General features: G+C 68.9%; 18 protein-coding genes, 1 tRNA gene and 1 pseudogene. 7 read left to right on the top strand and 13 right to left on the bottom strand.

The window, feature by feature from the left end:
* Nucleotides 1–480: pseudogene (locus tag AC5Y46_RS25270) on the top strand (PE family protein); the annotation flags it as partial.
* 27 nt (nucleotides 481–507) lie between these two features.
* The gene (locus AC5Y46_RS25275) at nucleotides 508–663 is read left to right on the top strand and encodes a hypothetical protein (protein WP_499943411.1); all 156 of its coding nucleotides are present in this window, start codon (nucleotides 508–510) and stop codon (nucleotides 661–663) included.
* A gap of 20 nt (nucleotides 664–683) precedes the next feature.
* Here the strand turns inward: AC5Y46_RS25275 and AC5Y46_RS25280 are convergent.
* Nucleotides 684–759 (bottom strand) — tRNA-Thr (locus tag AC5Y46_RS25280).
* A 70-nt stretch (nucleotides 760–829) separates the two neighbouring features.
* Nucleotides 830–2,047, bottom strand: a complete 1,218-nt coding sequence (locus AC5Y46_RS25285; protein WP_499993681.1) for a DNA polymerase III subunit delta' — start codon at nucleotides 2,045–2,047, stop codon at nucleotides 830–832.
* 110 nt (nucleotides 2,048–2,157) lie between these two features.
* Between AC5Y46_RS25285 and AC5Y46_RS25290 the strand changes: the two genes are divergently transcribed.
* Nucleotides 2,158–3,810: an adenylate/guanylate cyclase domain-containing protein gene (locus AC5Y46_RS25290; RefSeq protein ID WP_499993686.1), complete on the top strand. Its 1,653-nt coding sequence runs from the start codon at nucleotides 2,158–2,160 to the stop codon at nucleotides 3,808–3,810.
* 115 nt (nucleotides 3,811–3,925) lie between these two features.
* Here the strand turns inward: AC5Y46_RS25290 and topA are convergent, their stop codons facing one another.
* The 3 genes from topA to cspA form a co-directional block, all read right to left on the bottom strand.
* On the bottom strand, nucleotides 3,926–6,715 hold the full coding sequence (gene topA, locus AC5Y46_RS25295; RefSeq protein WP_499993682.1) for a type I DNA topoisomerase: 2,790 nt from the start codon (nucleotides 6,713–6,715) through the stop codon (nucleotides 3,926–3,928).
* A 229-nt stretch (nucleotides 6,716–6,944) separates the two neighbouring features.
* Entirely contained in the window at nucleotides 6,945–7,523 is a 579-nt protein-coding gene (locus tag AC5Y46_RS25300; RefSeq protein WP_499943408.1) for a hypothetical protein, read from the bottom strand.
* Between the two features lie 157 nt (nucleotides 7,524–7,680).
* On the bottom strand, nucleotides 7,681–7,884 hold the full coding sequence (gene cspA, locus AC5Y46_RS25305) for a cold shock protein CspA (protein ID WP_003419650.1): 204 nt from the start codon (nucleotides 7,882–7,884) through the stop codon (nucleotides 7,681–7,683).
* A 309-nt stretch (nucleotides 7,885–8,193) separates the two neighbouring features.
* Between cspA and AC5Y46_RS25310 the strand changes: the two genes are divergently transcribed.
* The 3 genes from AC5Y46_RS25310 (at nucleotide 8,194) to AC5Y46_RS25320 (ending at nucleotide 13,173) form a co-directional block, all read left to right on the top strand.
* The gene (locus AC5Y46_RS25310; RefSeq protein WP_499993683.1) at nucleotides 8,194–10,521 is read left to right on the top strand and encodes a DEAD/DEAH box helicase; all 2,328 of its coding nucleotides are present in this window, start codon (nucleotides 8,194–8,196) and stop codon (nucleotides 10,519–10,521) included.
* 199 nt (nucleotides 10,522–10,720) lie between these two features.
* Nucleotides 10,721–11,536, top strand: a complete 816-nt coding sequence (locus AC5Y46_RS25315; protein WP_499943405.1) for a PE family protein — start codon at nucleotides 10,721–10,723, stop codon at nucleotides 11,534–11,536.
* Nucleotides 11,537–12,141: 605 nt separating this feature from the next.
* Complete coding sequence (locus AC5Y46_RS25320) at nucleotides 12,142–13,173, top strand: PAS domain-containing protein (protein WP_499943404.1); 1,032 nt, start codon at nucleotides 12,142–12,144, stop codon at nucleotides 13,171–13,173.
* Nucleotides 13,174–13,194: 21 nt separating this feature from the next.
* Here AC5Y46_RS25320 and AC5Y46_RS25325 read toward each other — a convergent pair whose 3' ends face one another.
* The 7 genes from AC5Y46_RS25325 to ssd are packed head-to-tail and all read right to left on the bottom strand — an operon-like array spanning nucleotide 13,195 to nucleotide 17,649.
* On the bottom strand, nucleotides 13,195–13,503 hold the full coding sequence (locus AC5Y46_RS25325; protein WP_499943403.1) for an Rv3654c family TadE-like protein: 309 nt from the start codon (nucleotides 13,501–13,503) through the stop codon (nucleotides 13,195–13,197).
* A gap of 16 nt (nucleotides 13,504–13,519) precedes the next feature.
* Nucleotides 13,520–13,843 carry a TadE family type IV pilus minor pilin gene (locus AC5Y46_RS25330; protein WP_499943428.1) on the bottom strand — a complete coding sequence of 108 codons (324 nt, stop codon included), beginning with the start codon at nucleotides 13,841–13,843 and terminating at the stop codon, nucleotides 13,520–13,522.
* A complete protein-coding gene (locus tag AC5Y46_RS25335) occupies nucleotides 13,843–14,043 on the bottom strand; it encodes a DUF4244 domain-containing protein (RefSeq protein ID WP_499943402.1) in 201 nt (66 codons plus the stop codon). The genes AC5Y46_RS25330 and AC5Y46_RS25335 overlap by 1 nt, the downstream gene beginning before the upstream one ends.
* 15 nt (nucleotides 14,044–14,058) lie before the next feature.
* The gene (locus AC5Y46_RS25340) at nucleotides 14,059–14,640 is read right to left on the bottom strand and encodes a type II secretion system F family protein (protein ID WP_499943401.1); all 582 of its coding nucleotides are present in this window, start codon (nucleotides 14,638–14,640) and stop codon (nucleotides 14,059–14,061) included.
* On the bottom strand, nucleotides 14,637–15,437 hold the full coding sequence (locus AC5Y46_RS25345) for a type II secretion system F family protein (RefSeq protein ID WP_499943400.1): 801 nt from the start codon (nucleotides 15,435–15,437) through the stop codon (nucleotides 14,637–14,639). Before AC5Y46_RS25345 ends, AC5Y46_RS25340 begins: the two co-directional genes overlap by 4 nt.
* Complete coding sequence (locus tag AC5Y46_RS25350; RefSeq protein WP_499943399.1) at nucleotides 15,434–16,600, bottom strand: TadA family conjugal transfer-associated ATPase; 1,167 nt, start codon at nucleotides 16,598–16,600, stop codon at nucleotides 15,434–15,436. The genes AC5Y46_RS25345 and AC5Y46_RS25350 overlap by 4 nt, the downstream gene beginning before the upstream one ends.
* Nucleotides 16,597–17,649, bottom strand: coding sequence for a septum site-determining protein Ssd (gene ssd, locus AC5Y46_RS25355; protein WP_499943427.1), 1,053 nt, complete (start codon nucleotides 17,647–17,649; stop codon nucleotides 16,597–16,599). The genes AC5Y46_RS25350 and ssd overlap by 4 nt, the downstream gene beginning before the upstream one ends.
* A gap of 422 nt (nucleotides 17,650–18,071) precedes the next feature.
* Here ssd and AC5Y46_RS25360 point away from each other — a divergent pair, with 422 nt between their 5' ends.
* The gene (locus AC5Y46_RS25360) at nucleotides 18,072–18,917 is read left to right on the top strand and encodes an HAD-IB family hydrolase (protein WP_499943397.1); all 846 of its coding nucleotides are present in this window, start codon (nucleotides 18,072–18,074) and stop codon (nucleotides 18,915–18,917) included.
* Between the two features lie 451 nt (nucleotides 18,918–19,368).
* Here AC5Y46_RS25360 and AC5Y46_RS25365 read toward each other — a convergent pair whose 3' ends face one another.
* Nucleotides 19,369–20,121, bottom strand: coding sequence for a Fic family protein (locus tag AC5Y46_RS25365; protein WP_499943426.1), 753 nt, complete (start codon nucleotides 20,119–20,121; stop codon nucleotides 19,369–19,371).
* Between the last annotated feature and the right edge of the window lie 6 nt (nucleotides 20,122–20,127).

The raw sequence follows: 20,127 nt of genomic DNA on the forward strand, positions 1-20,127 counted from the left end.
AGCGGTGGACTGATCGCCGGCAACGGGGGCGGTGGCGGCCTCGGCGGGGCCGGCGGAGCCAACTTCGGGCCCGGCAAGAACGGGGGCAGCGGCGGATCCGGCGGCCTAGGTGGGGCCGGCGGGATGTTCTTCGGCAGTGGTGGAGCCGGCGGCGGCGGGGGCCGCGGCGGCGACATCGCGGGTGGTATCGGCGGCGAGAGCGGCGGCAAGGGCGGGGCCGGCGCGAGCGGGGGCGGCGGCGGGCTGCTGTACGGCAATGGCGGAGCAGGCGGGGCCGGCGGAAGGGGCGGCTTCGCACTCGGCGCCGGTACTTCTCCCGGGGGCGGGGGAAACGGCGGCGTCGGAGGGTCCGCGCAGCTGATCGGCAACGGCGGAAACGGTGGCCCGGGCGGAACCGCTTCTCCACCCGCGACTCCCGGCACCGCCGGCCCCGGCGGCGCCCGCGGGATCCTCTTCGGCACTCCCGGCGCGTCCGGATAGTCAACGGGTGGCTGAGAGAATGGATTCGTGAGTTCCGAACCGCCGGCCTCGGCACCCGATACGCCGAAACCGCGCCCGCGCATCACCCGCGAGGATCTCGAGCGGTTCGCCGACGAGGACCTGATGCGAACGGCGTGGGACGAAGACCGACTGCGCGACGAAGCACCGCCGCACCATCGGTAGCGTGTGCCGTCGCCGCGAGTTGGAGCCGCCTAGGAGAATCGAACTCCTGACCTATTCATTACGAGTGAATCGCTCTACCGACTGAGCTAAGGCGGCCTGCCGCTTCGGGCGGCACGAGTCTACGGCAGAGCGCCGGACCGACCCAAGTCCGACCGCCGCCCCGTCGTCAGCGCAATTCCTGGCCGATCGTGGCCACCATGGCGTCGACCGCGAATTTGGGCTTGACGTTGGTGCTCAGCGCTTCGCGGCAGGCCAGGACGGCCTCCACGCAGCGCAACAGTCGCTCGGGGCTGGCGTGCGCGGCCAGCGCGCCCACCCGCTCGGCCATGTCCGGATGGTTCGCCCGAATCCGGCCCGCGTTCGCCGAAACCACCAGCGCATCGCGGAAATAGGTGGCCAGATCGATCAAGGCACGGTCCAGCGCGTCCCGCGAGGCACGGGTATGACGGGATTTCTGCCGTCGTTCCAGGTCCTTGATCGCTCCGGCGGAACCCCTGATCGCCCCGGCGGCGCCCTTGCCGGTACCGCCGGCCCCCAGCGCCGTGCGCAGTTCCTCGGTCTCCGCTTCGGCGCGATCGGCGGTCAACGCCACCGCCTCGGCTTCGGCGGCGGCGACCAACTCCTCCGCGGCGGCGTAGGCCCGTGAGGGCCGGGTTGCATCGCGGATCAGTTCCAGCGCCCGCTCGCGTCGTTGCCGGGCTTCGGGGTCGGTGGCCAGCCGGCGCGCCCGCCCGACGTGACCGCCGCTGACCGAGGCCGCCCACTGCGCCGTCTCGGTATCCAGCCCGTCGCCGTCGACGAGGACCTGGGCGATCGCCTCGGTGGACGGCGTCACCAGCGCAACGTGCCGGCACCGGGAGCGCAGCGTGATCGCGATGTCCTCGGGATCCACCGAGGGTGCGCAGAGCAAGAAGACCGTCGACGGCGGGGGCTCCTCGACGACCTTCAGCAGCGCGTTGGCGGCCCCCTCGGTCAACCGATCGGCGTCCTCGATGAGAACGATCTGGTGGTGGCCGGTGGTCGGGCGCCGCGAGGCGATCTGCACGATGCCGCGCATCTCGTCCACACCGATGGACAGACCTTCGGGAATGACCCGCCGGACGTCGGCGTGGGTGCCCGCCATGGTCGTCGTGCACGCCCGACAACTCCCGCAACCGGGCTCGGACTCCGACGTACATTGCAGCGCGGCGGCGAAGCACAGCGCGGCTACCGAACGTCCCGAGCCCGGCGGTCCGGTGATGAGCCAGGCATGTGTCATAGTTCCGGGGCTCGAAGCCGCGTGAGCCTGGTCACCCCGACTATCTCTGCGGGCGTCCCGGGCTGCCGCCAACAGCTCGGCTTCCACGACTTCCTGGCCTACCAGCCGCGTAAACACTCCCGTCATCATCGGCAACAGTAGTGAGCGCCTCCGACAGAGACCGATCAGCGTCCGTTTCGCGACAATTCCGTGATCTTTGCCCGGCTTTCGCCCTCGTCGGAGGGCATGGCGGGCCCATTTCCGGTTACCGACGAGTCGCCGCTGACCGATACGGTGGGTTCGTGAACACGGTGGCGACCTTCCCCCGGCGAATCGCTGCATTCGCACGGTGGGTGGTGCGCACCCCGTGGCCGGTCTTCTCCCTGAGCATGTTGCAGGCCGACATCATCGGCGGGCTGTTCGTGTTGGGCTTCCTGCGCTACGGATTGCCGCCCCGCGACCGCATCCAGCTACAGGACCTCCCGCCTGCCAACGTGGTGATCTTCGTTGCCACGGTCATCTTGCTGTTTCTGTTCGGGTTCGCCTGGAACCTGCGCCTGCTGATGCCGGTTTTCCGCTGGCAGCGTCGCGACAACCTGCTGGTCGAAGCCGACCCGTCCACCACTGAACTGGCCCGCACCCGAGCGCTGCGGATGCCGTTCTATCGCACGGTGGTCAGCGCGGTGTCCTGGGCCGTCGGCAGCATGGTCTTCGTGATCGCCAGTTGGTCGGTGGCCCGGCACGCCGTGCCGGTGGTGGTCGTTGCGAACGCCCTGGGCGCCACCGCGACGGGGATCATCGGTTATCTGCAGTCCGAGCGGGTGCTGCGCCCGGTGGCGGTCGCGGCGCTGCGCAGCGGGGTGCCCGAAAACGTGCGGGCACCCGGCGTCATCCTGCGGCTGATGCTGACCTGGGTTCTGTCCACGGCGGTGCCGCTGGTGGCGATCGTGCTGGCCGTGGTTTCGGACAAGATCGCGCTGCTGCACGCCTCACCCAGCGCATTGTTCAACCCCATCCTGCTGTTGGCGCTGGCGGCGTTGGCCATCGGGGCGGCCGGCACGCTGCTGGTGTCGATGTCCATCGCCGACCCGCTACGCCAGCTGCGCTGGGCCCTGTCGGAGGTACAGCGCGGCAACTACAACGCCCACATGCAGATCTACGACGCCAGCGAGCTCGGACTGCTGCAGGCCGGGTTCAACGACATGGTCCGCGACCTCTCGGAGCGGCAGCGGCTGCGCGACCTGTTCGGTCGTTACGTGGGCGAGGACGTCGCCCGCCGGGCGCTCGAGCGCGGTACCGAACTGGGCGGGCAGGAACGCGACGTCGCGGTGCTCTTCGTGGACCTGGTGGGCTCGACCCAGTTGGCGGCTACCCGGCCGCCCGCCGAAGTCGTCCACCTGCTCAACGAGTTCTTCCGGGTCGTCGTCGACACCGTCGGCCGCCACGGCGGGTTCGTCAACAAGTTCCAGGGCGACGCGGCGCTGGCGATCTTCGGCGCGCCGATCGAGCATCCCGACGGCGCGGGAGCGGCGTTGGCGGCGGCCCGTGAGTTGCACGACGAACTGATCCCGGTGCTCGGGTCCGCCGAATTCGGCATCGGCGTCTCCTCCGGCCGGGCCATAGCCGGCCACATCGGCGCCCAGGCCCGGTTCGAGTACACCGTCATCGGTGACCCGGTCAACGAGGCCGCCCGGCTGACCGAGCTGGCCAAACTGGAAGAGGGCCACGTGCTGGCGTCGGCGATCGCGGTCAGCGGGGCGCTGGACTCTGAGGCGCTGTGCTGGGACGTGGGTGAGGTGGTCGAGCTGCGTGGTCGCGCGGCGCCCACCCAGTTGGCGCGTCCGCTGAATCTCGCTGCCTGCAGCGAGGTTTCGGACGAAGCCGAGGAGGTCTCGACCAGACGGCACTGATGCCGAGCAGACGCGAAAGCCCCTGTTTCGTGCCGAAACAAGGGGCTTTCGCGTCTGCTCGCGCGGGTTAGGTGCGCTTGCTCGCGCGGGTTAGGTGCGCCTGATGCGGCGCGGGTTAGGTGCGCTTGGCCGCGCGCTTCGCCGGTGCCTTCTTGGCCGCCGCCTTCGACGTGGCCTTGCGTGCCGTCTTCTTCGCGGCTCGCTTCACCGGGCCGCGGGCCCGCCGATCGGCGAGCAGTTCGGAGGCGCGTTCGTCGGTGATCGACAACACGTCGTCGCCTTTGCGCAGACTGGCGTTGGTCTCGCCGTCGGTGACGTACGGACCGAACCGGCCGTCCTTGATCACCATCGGCTTGCCCGACGCCGAATCGGTGCCCAGCTCCCGCAGCGGCGGTGCCGAAGCAGCCTGTCGCCCAGAGCGTTTCGGCTCGGAGTAGATCTTGAGCGCCTCGTCGAGGGTGATGGTGAACATCTGGTCCTCGGTGGCCAGCGATCGAGAATCGGTGCCGCGCTTGAGATATGGGCCGTAGCGTCCGTTCTGTGCGGTGATCTCCTCACCGGATGCGGGGTCGGTGCCGACCACCCGCGGCAGGGACAGCAGTTTCAGTGCGTCCTCGAGTGTGACCGTCTGCAGGTCCATGCTGCGCAGCAGCGAACCGGTGCGCGGCTTCGGACCGGTCGGCTTTTTGCCCTTCTTCGCCGGAGCGGCATCGCCTTCGTCGTCTTCGGACTTGGGCAGGATCTCCGTCACGTACGGCCCGTAGCGCCCATCTTTGGCCACGATCTCGTGACCCGTTTCCGGGTCCACACCCAGCACGCGCCCCTCCTGCGGAGTGGCGAAAAGTTCTTCTGCCACTTCCAGAGTCAGCTCGTCGGGAGTCAGCGAATCGTTCAGGTTGGCCCGCTGCGGAGTCGACTCGCCGTCGTCACCGGCGATCGTACGTTCCAGATACGGGCCGTTCTTGCCGACCCGAACGTAGACCGGGCGTCCCAACGCGTCGTCGAAAACCTTGATGGAGTTGACTTCTCGCGCGTCGATACCTTCGAGGTTGATGCCGACCAGTTTTTTCAATCCACCGGATCGGGCAACGGAGTCGGCCACGCCGTGCTCACCGCCGAAGTAGAAGTTGTTCAGCCAGTTGGTGCGTTGCTCGTTACCCGAGGCGATCGCGTCGAGCTCATCTTCCATCGCCGCGGTGAAGTCGTAGTCGACCAGACGGCCGAAATGCTGTTCCAGCAAACCGATTACGGCGAACGCGACCCAGGACGGCACCAGGGCGCTGCCCTTCTTGTAAACGTAACCGCGGTCCTGGATCGTCTTGATGATCGAGGAGTAGGTCGACGGCCGTCCGATGCCCAGCTCTTCGAGCGCTTTGACCAGCGATGCCTCGGTGTAGCGGGCCGGCGGGTTGGTGGAGTGCCCGTCGGGTGTGAGTTCGACGGCATCCAGACGCTGTCCGGGGGTCAGTTGCGGCAGCCGGCGCTCGGCGTCGTCGGCTTCGCCACCGGCCAGTTCGTCCACGGTTTCCACGTAGGCCTTCAGGAAGCCGGGGAAGGTCAGGGTGCGGCCAGAGGCGGAGAAGATCACTTGCCGCTCACCCGAGCGGCCTTCGATCCGCAGGCTCAGCGTGGTGCCACGCGCATCGGCCATCTGGGAGGCCACGGTGCGCTGCCAGATCAGCTCGTAGAGACGGAACTCGTCACCGTCGAGCTCGCGACGCACCGCGTCGGGGGTGGCGAACGTCTCACCGGCGGGCCGGATCGCCTCGTGCGCCTCCTGGGCGTTCTTCACCTTGCGGGTGTACTGGCGCGGCGAGGGGGCCACGTACTCCTCGCCGTAGAGCTGGCGCGCCTGGTTGCGCGCGGCGCCGATCGCCGACTCCGACAGCGTCGTGGAGTCGGTCCGCATATAGGTGATGTAGCCGTTCTCGTAGAGCCGCTGAGCGATGCTCATCGTGCGCTCGGAGGAGAACCGCAGCTTGCGGCCGGCCTCCTGCTGCAGCGTCGAGGTCATGAACGGCGGATACGGGCGGCGGGTGTAGGGCTTCTCCTCGACCGACGCCACCGAGAGCTGAGCGCCACGCAAGCCTTCGGCGATCGAAGTGGCGGCGGACTCGTCCAGAACGGTGACCTCGTCGGCCTTGCGTAGCTGACCCAGCGAGTCGAAGTCACGGCCGGTGGCCACCCGCAAACCGTCGACGTTGGTCAGGCGCGCGGTGAACGTCGGCGGCTGCGCCTTCGGGTCGGACACGCTCGCGTCCAGCTTGGCCAGGATGTCCCAATACGACGCGCTGCGGAAGGCCATCCGGTCGCGTTCGCGCTGCACGATGATGCGGGTCGCCACCGATTGCACCCGGCCGGCCGACAGCTTGGGCGCGACCTTCTTCCACAGCACCGGGCTGACCTCGTAGCCGTACAGCCGGTCCAGGATGCGGCGGGTCTCCTGCGCGTCGACCAGGTCGATGTCGAGATCGCGCGGGTTCTCGGCGGCCTCGAGGATGGCCGGCTCCGTGATCTCGTGGAACACCATCCGCTTGACCGGGATCCGCGGTTTGAGGGTCTCCATCAGGTGCCAGGCGATCGCCTCGCCTTCCCGGTCACCATCGGTGGCCAGATAGAGCTCGTCGACGTCTTTGAGCAGGCCCTTCAACTCGGTGACGGTGCTCTTCTTCTCGGGGCTGATGATGTAGAGCGGCTCGAAGTCGGCGTCGACGTTCACCCCCAACCGTGCCCACGGCTCGGACTTGAACTTCGCGGGCACGTCGGCGGCGGCGCGGGGCAGGTCCCGGATGTGGCCGCGGGACGACTCCACGATGTAGTTGGCGCCCAGGTAACCGGCCAGCTTGCGCGCTTTGGTGGGCGACTCGACGATCACGAGTCGCCGGGTGCTCCCGTTGCTGGCCACCTGCGCTTACGCTCCATCTCGATCTATCGGTCCCCTCGCGGAACCGCCCCCGCAGGGAAGAATGACAGGTCGACTCCCTGAAATTCCCGGAAATCCGGTCCGTTTCCGGTCAGTTTCCGGCCAGTGGACCTACGCGCTGTCCCCTTCGCCCCGCGGGCAACTGACAATTTCGCACCATTGGGCGGGCCTGCGCAAACCGGCCGACCCCATCGCGGGCCTGTGCGACCGCTCAGACGTGGGGCCACTGGGCTGCCGACTCGGGGTCGTCGGGAGCCTCCCCCACGTTCTCTACCAGGCGCGATAGCCTGCGGCGGCCGCTGATCCGCAGCGCCGGCCGAGCCCCGCGGGTGCCGATGAGGGTGGGTGCGATCCCGACCCGCATCAGAGCCGACGCCAGCGGCGAATGGGTGTCCGGCGCGTGCGGATCCAAACCCAGCAGGTACCGGTCGGCTTCCGGGGTGCCGGCGGCCAGGGTCCACGCCCGCAACTCCCGCGGCCCGGGCAGCCAGCGCGGCGGCACCGTCTTGACCGCGCCCCTCGTCCACTCCTTGGCGATATTGCACAATCGCGGGTCCACCGCCGTGCGGACCAACGGGTGATCCTCGTCGGTCCGGGTGATCTCCGGGACCAGTCCGGCTTCGGTGATCATCTCCGCCAGCGCGGCGGCCCGCCAAGGCCGATCCACCACCACCGACACCCTGGCTCCGGACCCCACCGTGACGATCTGACCGGGCGCGGCCAGCAGTCCACACAGATCGTCGACCGCGGGCGGTACCGACTCCGCGGCGAAGAAGGACAGCTGGCTCACGCCACAGACAGTAAGGCAGCGGACCGAGCCAGGGTCGGTCCGCGTGCGGCGCGGCGTGACCAGAGGCGTAAGTGGGTGCCAATAACGGAAACCCCCCGGGGCGGGTCCCGCAAGAGCGGGACTGCGCCGGGGGGTTTCTTTTCAGAATCTGCTCGGATTAAAGGGAGCGGACTCCGGTGGCCTGGGGGCCCTTAGGGCTGTGGCCGATCTCAAACTCGACCTTCTGGTTCTCTTCGAGGGTGCGGAAGCCCGTCCCCTGGATTTCCGTGTAGTGGACAAAAACATCCGCGGAACCGTCCTCGGGGGCGATGAAACCGAACCCCTTCTCCGCGTTGAACCACTTCACAGTTCCCTGTGGCATCTCTCTGATCTTTCCTTTTCTTCTGGGTGCGGGGCACCGCCGTTCGGTGCCCCGGGCCCGTCACGACCGCCATACCTCGCGGAGTCGCCGGAACTTCACCCGACAGATAACCTCGCAGGAACCGCGATCGCAACGTCGATCCTGCGAAAGTTTGACACGAACACAGAAGCTACGACCGCACTCAGTCAACCACGTTCGTCGCGTAGGCAACAGCCTGTTGGCAGCGCAGGTCGCCGGACGGAGCCTCAATTTACGTAAGCGTCACTCGGCGGCTGCGGCAGCGGGCCCGGACGCTCGGAAAGGTTAACGATGGCGAGTTTCGGCAGCGAACTGCTTGCCGCCGCACTCGCCGGCACCGCCCCCGGCGAGCATCCGCTGCGCCATGTCGCCGAATTGCCGCCGCGGCCCGCCCAACCCGCCGACTGGCCCGACTGGGCCCGGCCCGAGGTGGTCCGCGCCTTCACCGAACGCGGGATTCGCACCCCCTGGTCGCACCAGGTGCGGGCCGCCGAGCTGGCGCACACCGGACGCCACGTGGTGATCAGCACCGGCACCGCCTCGGGCAAGTCGCTGGCCTACCAGCTCCCGGTGCTCAACGCGCTGGCCTCCGACCCACGGGCCCGGGTGCTGTACCTGTCGCCGACCAAGGCGCTCGGTCACGACCAGCTGCGCGCTGCCCACGCCCTGGTCACCGCGGTTCCCCTCGTTGACGTCGCACCCACGGCCTACGACGGCGACGCGCCCGCCGAAGTCCGCCGCTTCGCCCGGGAGCGCTCGCGCTGGCTGTTCTCCAATCCCGACATGATCCACCTGTCGATCCTGCGCAACCATGCCCGCTGGGGGGTGCTGTTGCGCGGACTGCGGTTCGTGATCGTCGACGAATGCCACTACTACCGTGGGGTGTTCGGTTCCAACGTGGCGATGGTGCTGCGCCGCCTGTTACGGCTGTGCGCGCGCTACTCCTCGTATCCGACGGTCATCTTCGCCAGCGCGACCACCGACTCCCCCGGCACGACCGCCACCGAACTCATCGGCCAACAGGTCCTCGACGTGGTCGACGACGGATCACCGCAGGGGGGACGGACGGTCGCGTTGTGGGAACCCGCGTTGCGGACCGACCTGCTCGGGGAGCACGGGGCTCCGGTGCGCCGGTCGGCGGGCGCCGAGGCGGCTCGGGTGATGGCCGACCTGATCGTGGAGGGCGCGCAGACGTTGACGTTCGTGCGGTCCCGTCGCGGCGCCGAGCTGACCGCGTTGGGGGCGCGGGCGCGACTGGACGACGTCGCCCCGCAGCTGTCGGGGCTGGTGGCGTCCTATCGGGCGGGCTATCTGGCCGAGGATCGCAGTGAATTGGAGCAGGCCCTGGCCGAGGGTCTGCTACGTGGACTGGCCACCACCAACGCGCTCGAACTCGGCGTCGACATCGCAGGTCTGGACGCGGTGGTGCTGGCGGGGTTCCCGGGCACGGTCGCGTCGTTCTGGCAGCAGGCCGGACGGTCGGGGCGGCGCGGGCAGGGCGCACTGGTGGTGCTCATCGCGCGCGACGATCCGCTGGACACCTACCTCGTCCATCATCCGGCCGCGTTGTTGGACAAGCCGGTTGAACGCGTCGTGATCGATCCCACCAATCCCTACATCCTGCGACCTCAACTTCTCTGTGCGGCAACGGAATTGCCGCTGGACGACGCGGAGGTCCGCGTGCTGGACGCGGTGGACGTGGTCGACGGACTGGTCGACGACGGCCTGCTGAAGCGCCGGGGTGGCAGGTACTTCCCCGCACCGGGAGTCGAACCCCATGGCGCAGTGGACATCCGGGGATCCATCGGCGGAGAGATCGTCATCGTCGAAGCGGACACCGGCCGCCTGCTGGGCAGCACCGGAGCGGGGCAGGCGCCGTCGTCGGTGCACCCCGGAGCGGTCTACCTGCATCAGGGCGAGAGCTACGTCGTCGACTCGTTGGACCTCGAGGAGGGCCTCGCCTTCGTCCGTGCCGAGGATCCCGGATACTCGACGTTCGCGCGCGAGATCACCGACATCACCGTCACCGGCCCCGGTGAGCGTCGCACCTTCGGTCCCGTCACGCTGGGCTTGGTCCCGGTGACGGTGACCCACCAAGTGGTCGGGTACCTGCGCCGCCGCATCGACGGCGAAGTGATCGACTTCGTCGAATTGAGCATGCCGCAGAGCTCGCTGCCCACTGTCTCGGTGATGTACACGATCGATCCGGAGACGTTGGACCGCAACGGCATTGATCCGCTACAGGTACCAGGATCGCTGCATGCCGCCGAGCACGCGGCCATCGGGTTGCTGCCGCTAGTGGCCAGCTGCGATCGCGGCGACATCGGCGGGCTGTCCACCGCCCTCGGCCCCGAGGGACTGCCGACGGTTTTCGTCTACGACGGCCATCCCGGGGGTGCCGGCTTCGCCGAACGCGGCTTTCGGAAGGCGCGTACCTGGCTGGGCGCCACCGCCGCGGCCATCGAAGCCTGCGAGTGCCCGCGTGGCTGCCCGTCCTGTGTGCAGTCACCCAAATGCGGCAACGGCAACGATCCGCTGGACAAGGCGGGCGCGGTACGGGTACTCAGGCTGGTGCTCGCGGCGTTGGACCGAGGACGGTGCGCTAACCAGGGGTGCTGAACGTCGCCGGTAAATTCGGTGGCACGGCCGCAGCGGTCCTTCCCCCGTTGTTCCGCGGTCGGAGCATCCGTTCCGGATACCTTGAAAAAATTGTTACTTCCATTCCCCGAAAATGGCTTTACAGTGCTCATATCCGTTGCAGTGCGATGGCGATCAGACACTGGCCGAGTCTGTCGGAATTCGAATTCGGAGGTGTCGTATGTCGTTTGTGAACGCGGCTCCCGAAGTTATGGGGACCACGGCCACGAATTTGGCAGGCATCGGCGCGACGATCAGCGCGGCCAACGCGAACGCGGCGACCCCGACGACCGCTCTCGTAGCCTCTGCGCAGGATCAGGTATCGGCAGCGGTCGCGACGTTCTTCAACGGCCACGCGCAGGGCTATCAGACGGTGGGCGCGCAGGCGGCGGCTTTCCATCAGAATCTGGTGCAGGTTCTGAAATCCGGTGCGGGTGCGTACGCGACAGCGGAGACCGACAACGCCGCAACCACCGGCAATCCCACCGGCACACCGGCTGAGCAGACCAACCGCCGTGACAATCCGTTACCGAAGGCCAAACCCGAGTCATCGATGGACGGCAATCGCGCGACCGGCGGCTCGGGCGCAACCGCCGGGATGGAAAGCAGGAGCGGCGTCACCGGCCTGATCGGCCTCGGCGGCGCGCGTGCCGTCGGCGTCACCGGCCCAGTGGTGGAACCGGGCTTGCTCCCCGGCGCGATGCGCGTCGGCAGCTCCGGCATCCGACTCGGCGCGGACAGGATCGTCGTCAGCGGCCCAAGATCGGGCGCCAGCGAGTCGCCATCGGCCATGCGCGCAACTGCCGCAACCACCGAACCGCCCGCACGGCTGATCACCCCCGCCGGATCGCGCGGGAACGCCACAGTGGTGACCCTCAATGCCCGCGGCGGCGGCAGTGGGGGCCTGGCTCGGAGCGTCAGGCACGCCGTCCCGGGCAGAAGTGCCGGTGGAGCCGGAGGTTTCGGCGCTCGCGAAAGTCTTCCATCCGGTTCGTAGGCGAAAGACTTTCGGAGCAACCAACAGACGTCAATCGGCAAGTGGTGAACGAGGATTGACGTGATCCCGAATCACGAAAGCCGTTGGAAAGTCCGATGGACGGGCGACCGACCCCTCGACGATCGTCCTCCACGGATCCGCTTTGCGACGGCCTGACAACACAATCCGCACACACTGCCCAATCGGGAGCGCAGCAGAAACCTACCTGGCTCGACGGCGCAAGCGCAACAAGCCGAGCACGTGATTCGCGAAGTTCCCGAGGCCGATTCCGTCCGGCGGTATGACAAACCACCCCAGGTGAGACCCAATTACGTTGCACCACGCCCAGATACCTACCGCCGCGCTCAACTGACCAGTGGTCACAGGATTCCCGCACACAACGCCTCATTGACGCCCAAAGCCCGCCGGGACAACGGTTTTGACGCTATCGTCAACAATCTGGCGCGCAATCGCGGGGTATTATTCGTCGGCCAGCGTTATCCGCTTTGCCCGCAACGGATTCCGCAATCGCGGCACCCGGCGGCCAGACGCCACCGGCACCATTGCGGCCTGCACCGATGACGCCGTCGCAGGCAACCGGCCCCCGGTCAGTAAACTGCAGCCCTATGGGCCACGACTGGTTGCTCGTGGAGACGATGGGGGACGAGCCCGCTGTGGTTGCGCAGGGCCGTCAGCTCAAGAACCTCGTCCCGATAACCAGCTTTCTGCGCCGCAGTCCCTACCTTGCGGCAGTCCGTACCGCGGTAGCCGAGTCGGTCCAGACCGGTCAGGCTCTCACCAGCATCACCCCGAAAAGCGACCGCGTCATCCGCACCGAACCGGTGGTGATGTCCGACGGCCGGATCCATGGCGTGCACGTGTGGACCGGCCCGATCGACGAGGAACCCCCCGAGCGGCCCATTCCCGGCCCGCTGAAATGGGACCTCACCCGCGGTGTGGCCACCGACACTCCTGAGTCGCTGGCCAACAGCGGCAAGAATCCCGAGGCCGAGGTCACCTACGGCAGGGCCTTTGCCGAAGACTTGCCCTCCCGCGAACTCAACCCGAACGAAACCAAGGTGCTGGCCATGGCGGTTCGGGCCGAGCCAGGCCAGACACTGTGCAGCACATGGGATCTCACTGATTGGCAAGGAAACCCGATTCGGATCGGCTTCACCGCGCGCAGTGCGATCGAACCGGGGCCAGACGGCCGCGACCATCTGGTGGCGCGCGCGATGAACTGGCGTGCCGAGCGCAGGGAAAGTCCGGCGGCCACCGGCGACCTGGCGCAGCGGATCCTCAACGGCCTGGCGCAGGCCGGTGTCCATCGCGCCCTCGTCGACCTGAAGAACTGGACGTTGCTCAAGTGGCTCGACGACCCGGCGCCGTTCTACGACTGGCGGGGCAACGAAGACACGCAGCGGGTTCACCCCGAGGACGAGCACGTAGTGGCCTCGATGACAACGGAATTCGCTGACGGCGCGACAAGTCGGGTGCTCCGGTTGCCCGGCAACGACACCGACTGGGTGCCGGTACACGTCACCGTCAACCGGGTGGAACTCGAGCCGGACACGTTCGCCGGGCTGCTGTCGCTGCGCTTGCCCACCGACGACGAGGTCGCCGCCGCACAGTTTTCGCAGGCACCCGACCAGACCTGATCGGGGGGGTAGCCATCGGGCCTACGAGCGCACCGGTCCTGCCCGCGCCGAAGCTGCCGCCGCCGCGACGTGAGCAACCGGCACTTCGACGGTGACGACCACGTCCAGGCCGTCCGCCTGACACCGGACGTCACCGACGCGCATCTGCCGCGCCACGATCGTCGCCCGGGCGCACGCCGCCGCCGGTCCCTGCGGCAGTGCCGCGGCTGCGGCCAGGGCGGCCAGGTCGGCCACCGCCTGGGCGCGGTGGCGGGCCAGCACGACCGACCCCAGCCAGACGCCGGCCGCGGTGACGCACAACAGCACCGCGACCATCGCAGCCCCGAGCACCGTTGCCGACCCCGCCTCATCCCGGCTCAGCCGCCGAAACCGCCTGTGCCGCGATCTGCACAGTCGGCAACAACGTTGACCGCGCACTGACGGTGGCGACCAGCAGATCGCCGTCGCGTCGCACCGCGACCTGCGCACCGGACGGCGCGATGTTCCGCGCGACCGCGACGGCGGCGTCCCCGTCACCGCGCGCCGCGAGCCGGGCGGCCTCCCGGGCCGCGTCGATGCACCGCACCTGCATCGACACCGCGGTGATCCCGGCCAGGCACAGCACCAGGACCACGACCAGCGTGGCGATCGCCAGCGCCGCCTCGACGGTGCTGGAACCGTCATCGGCGATCAGACCTTGGTGCTCAGTGCGCGACCGATGATGTGGTTCAGCGCCGAGACGACGGAGTCGCCGGTGACCACGGTGTACAGGATGGCGCCGAAGGCCGCCGCCGCTATCGTGCCGATTGCGTACTCGACGGTGGACATGCCCGATTCGTCGACGGCAAGTAGCAGCATGCGCGCCCTGAGCGCACCGATCATCCGAAACATCGATTACTTCCTCCCTCATACGAGACCCGACTGCAGGACACCACCGGCCAGCCCGGCCACCACGGGGACGATCCCGAGACAGACGAAAGCCGGCAGAAAACACAAGCCCAACGGACCGGCGATCAGGACTCCGGCGCGCTCGGCCGCCGCGCCGGCCGCATGCGCGGCGTCATGGCGAGACTGCGCGGCGAGTTCCACCAGACCGTCGGCCAGTGCGGCACCTGAGGCCGCCGAACGGCGAGCCAACCGCAGCAGACCATCGGTCTGGGCATCGACCGCCACGCCGGGCGGCGCCGACCACGCAGCATCGGCACCGGCACCGAGCGCCAGGAGATCGGCCGCCCGCCGCAACACCTGAGCCAGACATGGCGGAGCCGACCCGGCCGCCGCGGCGGCAGCCGTCGACACCGCCATGCCCGCAGCCAGGCACACGGCGAGTACATCCAGACTGGACGCGACCCCGAGGGGATCCGATCCGGCCGGTCGCCGCGCTCCCCGCCGGACAGTCCGCGTGACCGGCTTGGCCCGCGCACGTACCGCCGCTGGACCCGCGCCGACCAGTAGTGCCGCGGCCAGCAACACCGCCATGACTTTCATGGCGACATCACCCGATCGGTGATCCGGTCCGACCACAGCAACCCGGCGCAGACCAGCACCGAACCCACGACCAGAAACCAGCCACCCGGGCCGGACAACAGGAAGCCGAGCGGCCGTGCGCCGATCAACTGTCCCAACAGCACCCCGAGCGTCGGCAACCCGGCAAGGATCGCCGCGGTGGCGCGTGCGCCGGCCAGACCGGAGGCGACCTTGGCCGCGAAGCGTTGCCGCTCGGCGACATCGCGTTGCGCGGCCCGCATCAAGCCGGCGATCGCCAGACCGTGCTGGCCGGCCAGCTCCCAGCAAACCGCGATGCGCTCCCACTGTGCGGGCAGGGATGAAGAGCGCGCCGCCGCGCGCAGGCCAGCCGCGACGTCGGCACCCAACCTTGCCCGCGCCGCGACCCCTTGCAGCGCGACCGACACGACCCCACCGGTCTCCGCGGCCGCGGCGTCGAACGCGCGCACCGGATGGGCGCCCACGCGAAGTTCGCCGACCAAGATCTCGAGTGCCGCTTCCAGCGCCCGGCCTTCGGCCAACGCATGCCGGTGTCGCCGGCTCCGGCGGAGACGCACACCCACCGTCGCGCCGAGCACGGCAACCGACAGTGCGGCGGTCAACGGCAGGACCACGGCGGCGAGTACCAGAACACACCCGCACACTCCGCCGACACCGGGCCCGCCGGCCACGAACCGCCGACGGGTCGTCCGCTGCAACCCGAGCCGGGGGCCCGACGAGGCGGGCGACACCAGCAAGGCCAGTGCCAACAACAGCGCCGTGAGCTGCAACCCGGTCATGCCGACAACCTGGAGCTCAACAGGTCCTGCAGTAACACGCCGTGGTCGGTCATCCCGCGATCGACGTGCCAGCCGGTGACGGCACCGACCCGCCCGCCCTCGACCGGGTGCAGCACGGCGATCTCACTGAGCCGTCGCCGGCCGGATCGGTCCCGCTCTACGTGCAACAGCACCCGGACCGCGGCGGCGAGCTGGCTGTGCAGGGCGGCTCGGTCCAGTCCGCCGAGCGCGCCCAACGCCTCGAGCCGGGCAGGCACCTCACCCGGGCTGTTGGCATGCACGGTTCCCGCGCCACCCTCGTGCCCGGTGTTGAGCGCGGCCAGCAGATCCACCACCTCGGCGCCCCTGACCTCGCCGACCACGATCCGGTCCGGGCGCATGCGCAGCGCCTGGCGGACGAGTTGGCGTACGGTCACTTCGCCGACACCTTCGACATTGGCGCACCGTGCCACCAGCTTGACCAGATGGGGATGCGGCGGCGCCAGCTCGGCGGCATCCTCGACGCACACGATCCGCTCGGCCGGTGAGACCGCACCCAGCATCGCCGCCAACAAGGTCGTCTTGCCGGCTCCGGTGCCGCCGGACACCAGGAACGCGAGCCGCGCGGCGACGATGCCGGCGACGAGTTCGACGGCATCCGGCGCGATCGCACCCACCGCGCTCAACGCCGCCAGGTCCTGAGTCGCCGGCCGCAATACCCGTAGCGACAGGCAGGTGCCGGCGGCGGCAACCGGCGGCAGCACCGCGTGCAGCCGCACCGCTAAGCCACCGGAGCCGATTCCGGTCAGCTGCCCGTCGACCCACGGCTGCGCATCGTCGAGCCGTCGGCCGGCGGCAAGGGCCAGCCGCTGCGCCAGCCGGCGCACCGCGGCCTCATCGGCGAACCGAATCTGACTGCGCCGCAATATGTTTCCATCGTCGACCCAGACCGCGTCCGGCGCGGTGACCAACACGTCGGTGGTGCCATCGGCGCACAACAGTGGTTCGAGGATGCCGGCCCCGGTCAGCTCGGTCTGCAGCAGCCGCAGGTTCGCCAGCACCTCGGTGTCACCGAGGATGCCCCCGGACTCGGCGCGAATCGCCGCGGCCACCACGGTGGGCCGAAGCGGTCCGGATTCGGTAGCGAGGCGCTCTCGAACACGTTCGATTAGCGAACCGTTCATGCCGCGCGACCGCCCGGCACTGGCTGACCGGTTGGCAACAGGTCGAGTACGCAGCGCGCTGCCGATGCCAGCGCCGATCGCCGACGCAGCCGCAGACCGCCGCGTTCCAACCGTTCGGCCAGGTGCGGTTCGGCACGCAGGGACGCCAACAACGGCAGCCCGGCGATCTCGGCGACCTCCCCCGCACGCAATCCCCCCGGCGCCGGGCCACGCACCACCAGGCCGAGGTTCGGATTGAGCGCGGTCAGCACCGGTGCAATCGTCGCGGTGGCCGCACAAGCTCGCACGTCGCACCGGCTGACCAGCACCACCAGATCGGCGCTGCCCAACGCGACATGCGCGGCCTCGGTCAGACGCCGCGGCAGGTCGCACACCACGACGACACCACCGTTTCGGCCGGCTTCGACGATCGCGTCCACGGGTCCGCCGTCCAATTCGTAGCCCCGCCGGGTGCCCGACAACACGCTGATCCCGCGCTGCCGGGGCAGCACTTCACGCACCGACGACCAGTCCAGCCGCCCACCGCGCAGTGCCAGGTCGGGCCACCGCAATCCCGGCGCTGCCTCGTCACCCATCAGCAGGTCGATACCGCCGCCCCACGGATCCAAATCGATCAGCAACGACTCCGTCGCGGCCTGCGCCAGGGCGACCGCGAACATCGACGCCCCAGCGCCACCGCAACCCCCCACGACGGCGACGGCCTGACCCCGCCGCCCGTCGTCCCGTGCCGATTCGGCGGCATCTGCCAATTCGCGGACCAGGTCCTGCTCTTGCTCCGGCATCCGCACCACCAACCCGGCGCCGACGGCGACAGCGGCGGCCCATGTCGAAGTCGCGGCTTCGGCGCCGGTCAGAACCGTGACGTGGCCGCGTCGCGGCAGGGCCCCCTGCCGGCATCGCTGTGCCGCGGCTGCATCCAGCACCACCGCCGCGGCGGCCGCCCACGTCTTGCGGGTGATCGGATTGCGTCCGCCGACATGCACCACGCGCACCCCGACCGCCGCGGCGACGCGGTCGAGTTCGTCGCGCAACTCCGGATCGGTCAGCATCGCCAACACACCGGATCCGCCGGCACCGCTACGAGCGGCACGCACAACATCGGTCACGGATCCACCGTGCGGCGCGCAAGGTGTTGCACGCCAGGGCCAAAGAGCAATTTGTGGACAGAAACGCAACTGTGCACAAACGGGTGCGCTGAAAGGGGCGACCGCGGGGAGAAATTCTTACCCCAGAAAAGGGACGACCCCCGCCAGGGGGGGAGGAGGCGAGGGTCGTCGTGTATCAGCCCCGGGGGGTCGGGCTGATACACCCTCGGCTCAAGGCCGAGTAATGCTTACTATACACATGCCAGCCGGGCCTGACGCAAGCCTCATTCGCAACGAAAGTGCCGTCTGAGCCGTGAAAACGCCGACGACAGAAAGACAACCCGGATATTCCCGGCTTCGACGGATCACCACCCTATGCTGGTTTGGTGACCGTCCCAGACCCGGCCGCGCAGCAGCAAACGCCGGGACCGGCAGCTCCGGGCGCGCGGACCGCAGCTTTCTTCGACTTGGACAAGACCATCATCGCCAAGTCGAGCACCCTGGCATTCAGCAAACCCTTTTTCGCGCAGGGCCTATTGAACCGACGGGCCGTGTTGAAGTCCAGCTACGCGCAATTCATCTTTCTGCTCTCCGGCGCAGATCATGACCAGATGGATCGGATGCGTGCGCACCTGGCCAACATGTGCATCGGGTGGGACGTCGAACAGGTCAAGTCGATAGTCAACGAGACGTTGCACGACATCGTGACTCCGCTGGTATTCGCCGAAGCCGCGGACCTGATCGCCGGACACAAACTGTGCGGGCGCGACGTCGTGGTGGTCTCGGCATCCGGTGAGGAGATCGTCGCGCCGATTGCGCGGGCGCTGGGCGCGACGCATGCGATGGCGACCCGGATGGTCGTCGAGGACGGCAAGTACACCGGCGAGATCGCGTTCTACTGCTACGGCGAGGGCAAGGTGCAGGCGATCCGGGAGTTGGCCGCCCGCGAGGGCTATCCGTTGGAGCACTGTTACGCCTACTCCGACTCGATCACCGACATGCCGATGCTGGAGATCGTCGGCAACCCGTCCGTCGTGAACCCCGACCGCGGCCTGCGCAAGGAGGCTCTGGACCGCGGCTGGCCGGTGTTGTCGTTCTCACGGCCGGTGTCATTGCGGGACCGGATCCCGGCGCCGTCGGGCGCCGCGATTGCGACGACGGCCGCGGTGGGCGTCACCGCGTTGGCCGCCGGCGCGGTGACCTACACGCTGTTGCGGCGCTTCGCTTTCTAGGCGTCGGCCGTTCTAGCGCTGGCGTCCCAACTTCCCCAAACGCCACGGCAGCAAACAACTTTCGCGCATCGCCGAAGCCGCTTCCCAACTTTGACGCGTTTAGGCCTTGCTGTGCTAGTGGTCTAGTAGTACAAAGGAGTCACGGCAGCCCGGTAAGGCCAAGGTCGATCCGGAAGAGAAGGTTCGTTCTCCCGACCCGGGCACCCAGCACGGTTCCCGGCACCCACGCGGAGTCATAGCCGCGATAATGGCAGAAGTGTTGCGGGCCTGCGTAATTGCGAAGAACGGAATGCCTCGACAGCCCTTTGGGTGGGGCAGCAGCAGGAAGTGTCGCAAACGCGCCGAGGCCACCCACGCAGCCCACAGATGCACGCTTGGTACCCGAGAACCGTGTTGGCGGGCGGCGATTCGAAACCTTCGTATCGCCGCCCGCTTTGCATTGTGCCGACAACTACTCGACCCGGCCGCCAGCTACCGATTCGGCGATCATCAAAGCCTCCTGCGCGCCGGCCCGCAGCGCCCGGCAGCACAGCACCAGCCAAGCGGCCACGCCGTCCGGCGAGCCCGCGGCGAATTTGACCGCGGCGTCACGGTAGGCGGCGGACTGCCGCATCCAAATCACCTCCGGCACACCGAGTCCGTGCGGATCAAGTCCGCTGGCAATGGTGACCAACCGGGACACCGCGCGGGCCACCACGCCGTCGCCGCTGCCGAATGGTTTCAGTGTCAACAACTCCCCATGCGCCACCGCGGCGACCACCGCCGCCGACGCCGCAGTCGGACGAGTCACCACGTCGGCGAGCAACTCCAGGCGCGGGGCGATCTCGGGGGCGGCGCGCGGACGTCCCAGCCGGTCGTCGTCGGCCTGGTCGGCGGCCGCGAGCGTGTGCAAGCGGGCCAGCGCCTGCAGCGGCGCCTTCTGCCACACCGCAACGAGCGGTCCCCCGCCGCCTTCCAGCGCCTGAGCCACCCGCAGCGCACCGCCGAACACCGGGTCGCTGACCCCGCCCTGGTGCGCGGCGGCATCCGCGACGTCGTCCAGCCGGACCGGACCGCCGTCGAGCACCGACGAGGCCCGCGCGGCCCGCAACGACGCCTCGGCGGCGGTGACCGGCCAGCCGCGCAGGTTGGCCCGGTGCCGGTGCGCTCGACCCAGGGCCTCCCGCGCCCGGTCGCTGGCCTCGGCGACGCCGGGCAGGTTCATCAACGG

It is taken from the genome of Mycobacterium sp. NGS59, from assembly GCF_059812345.1.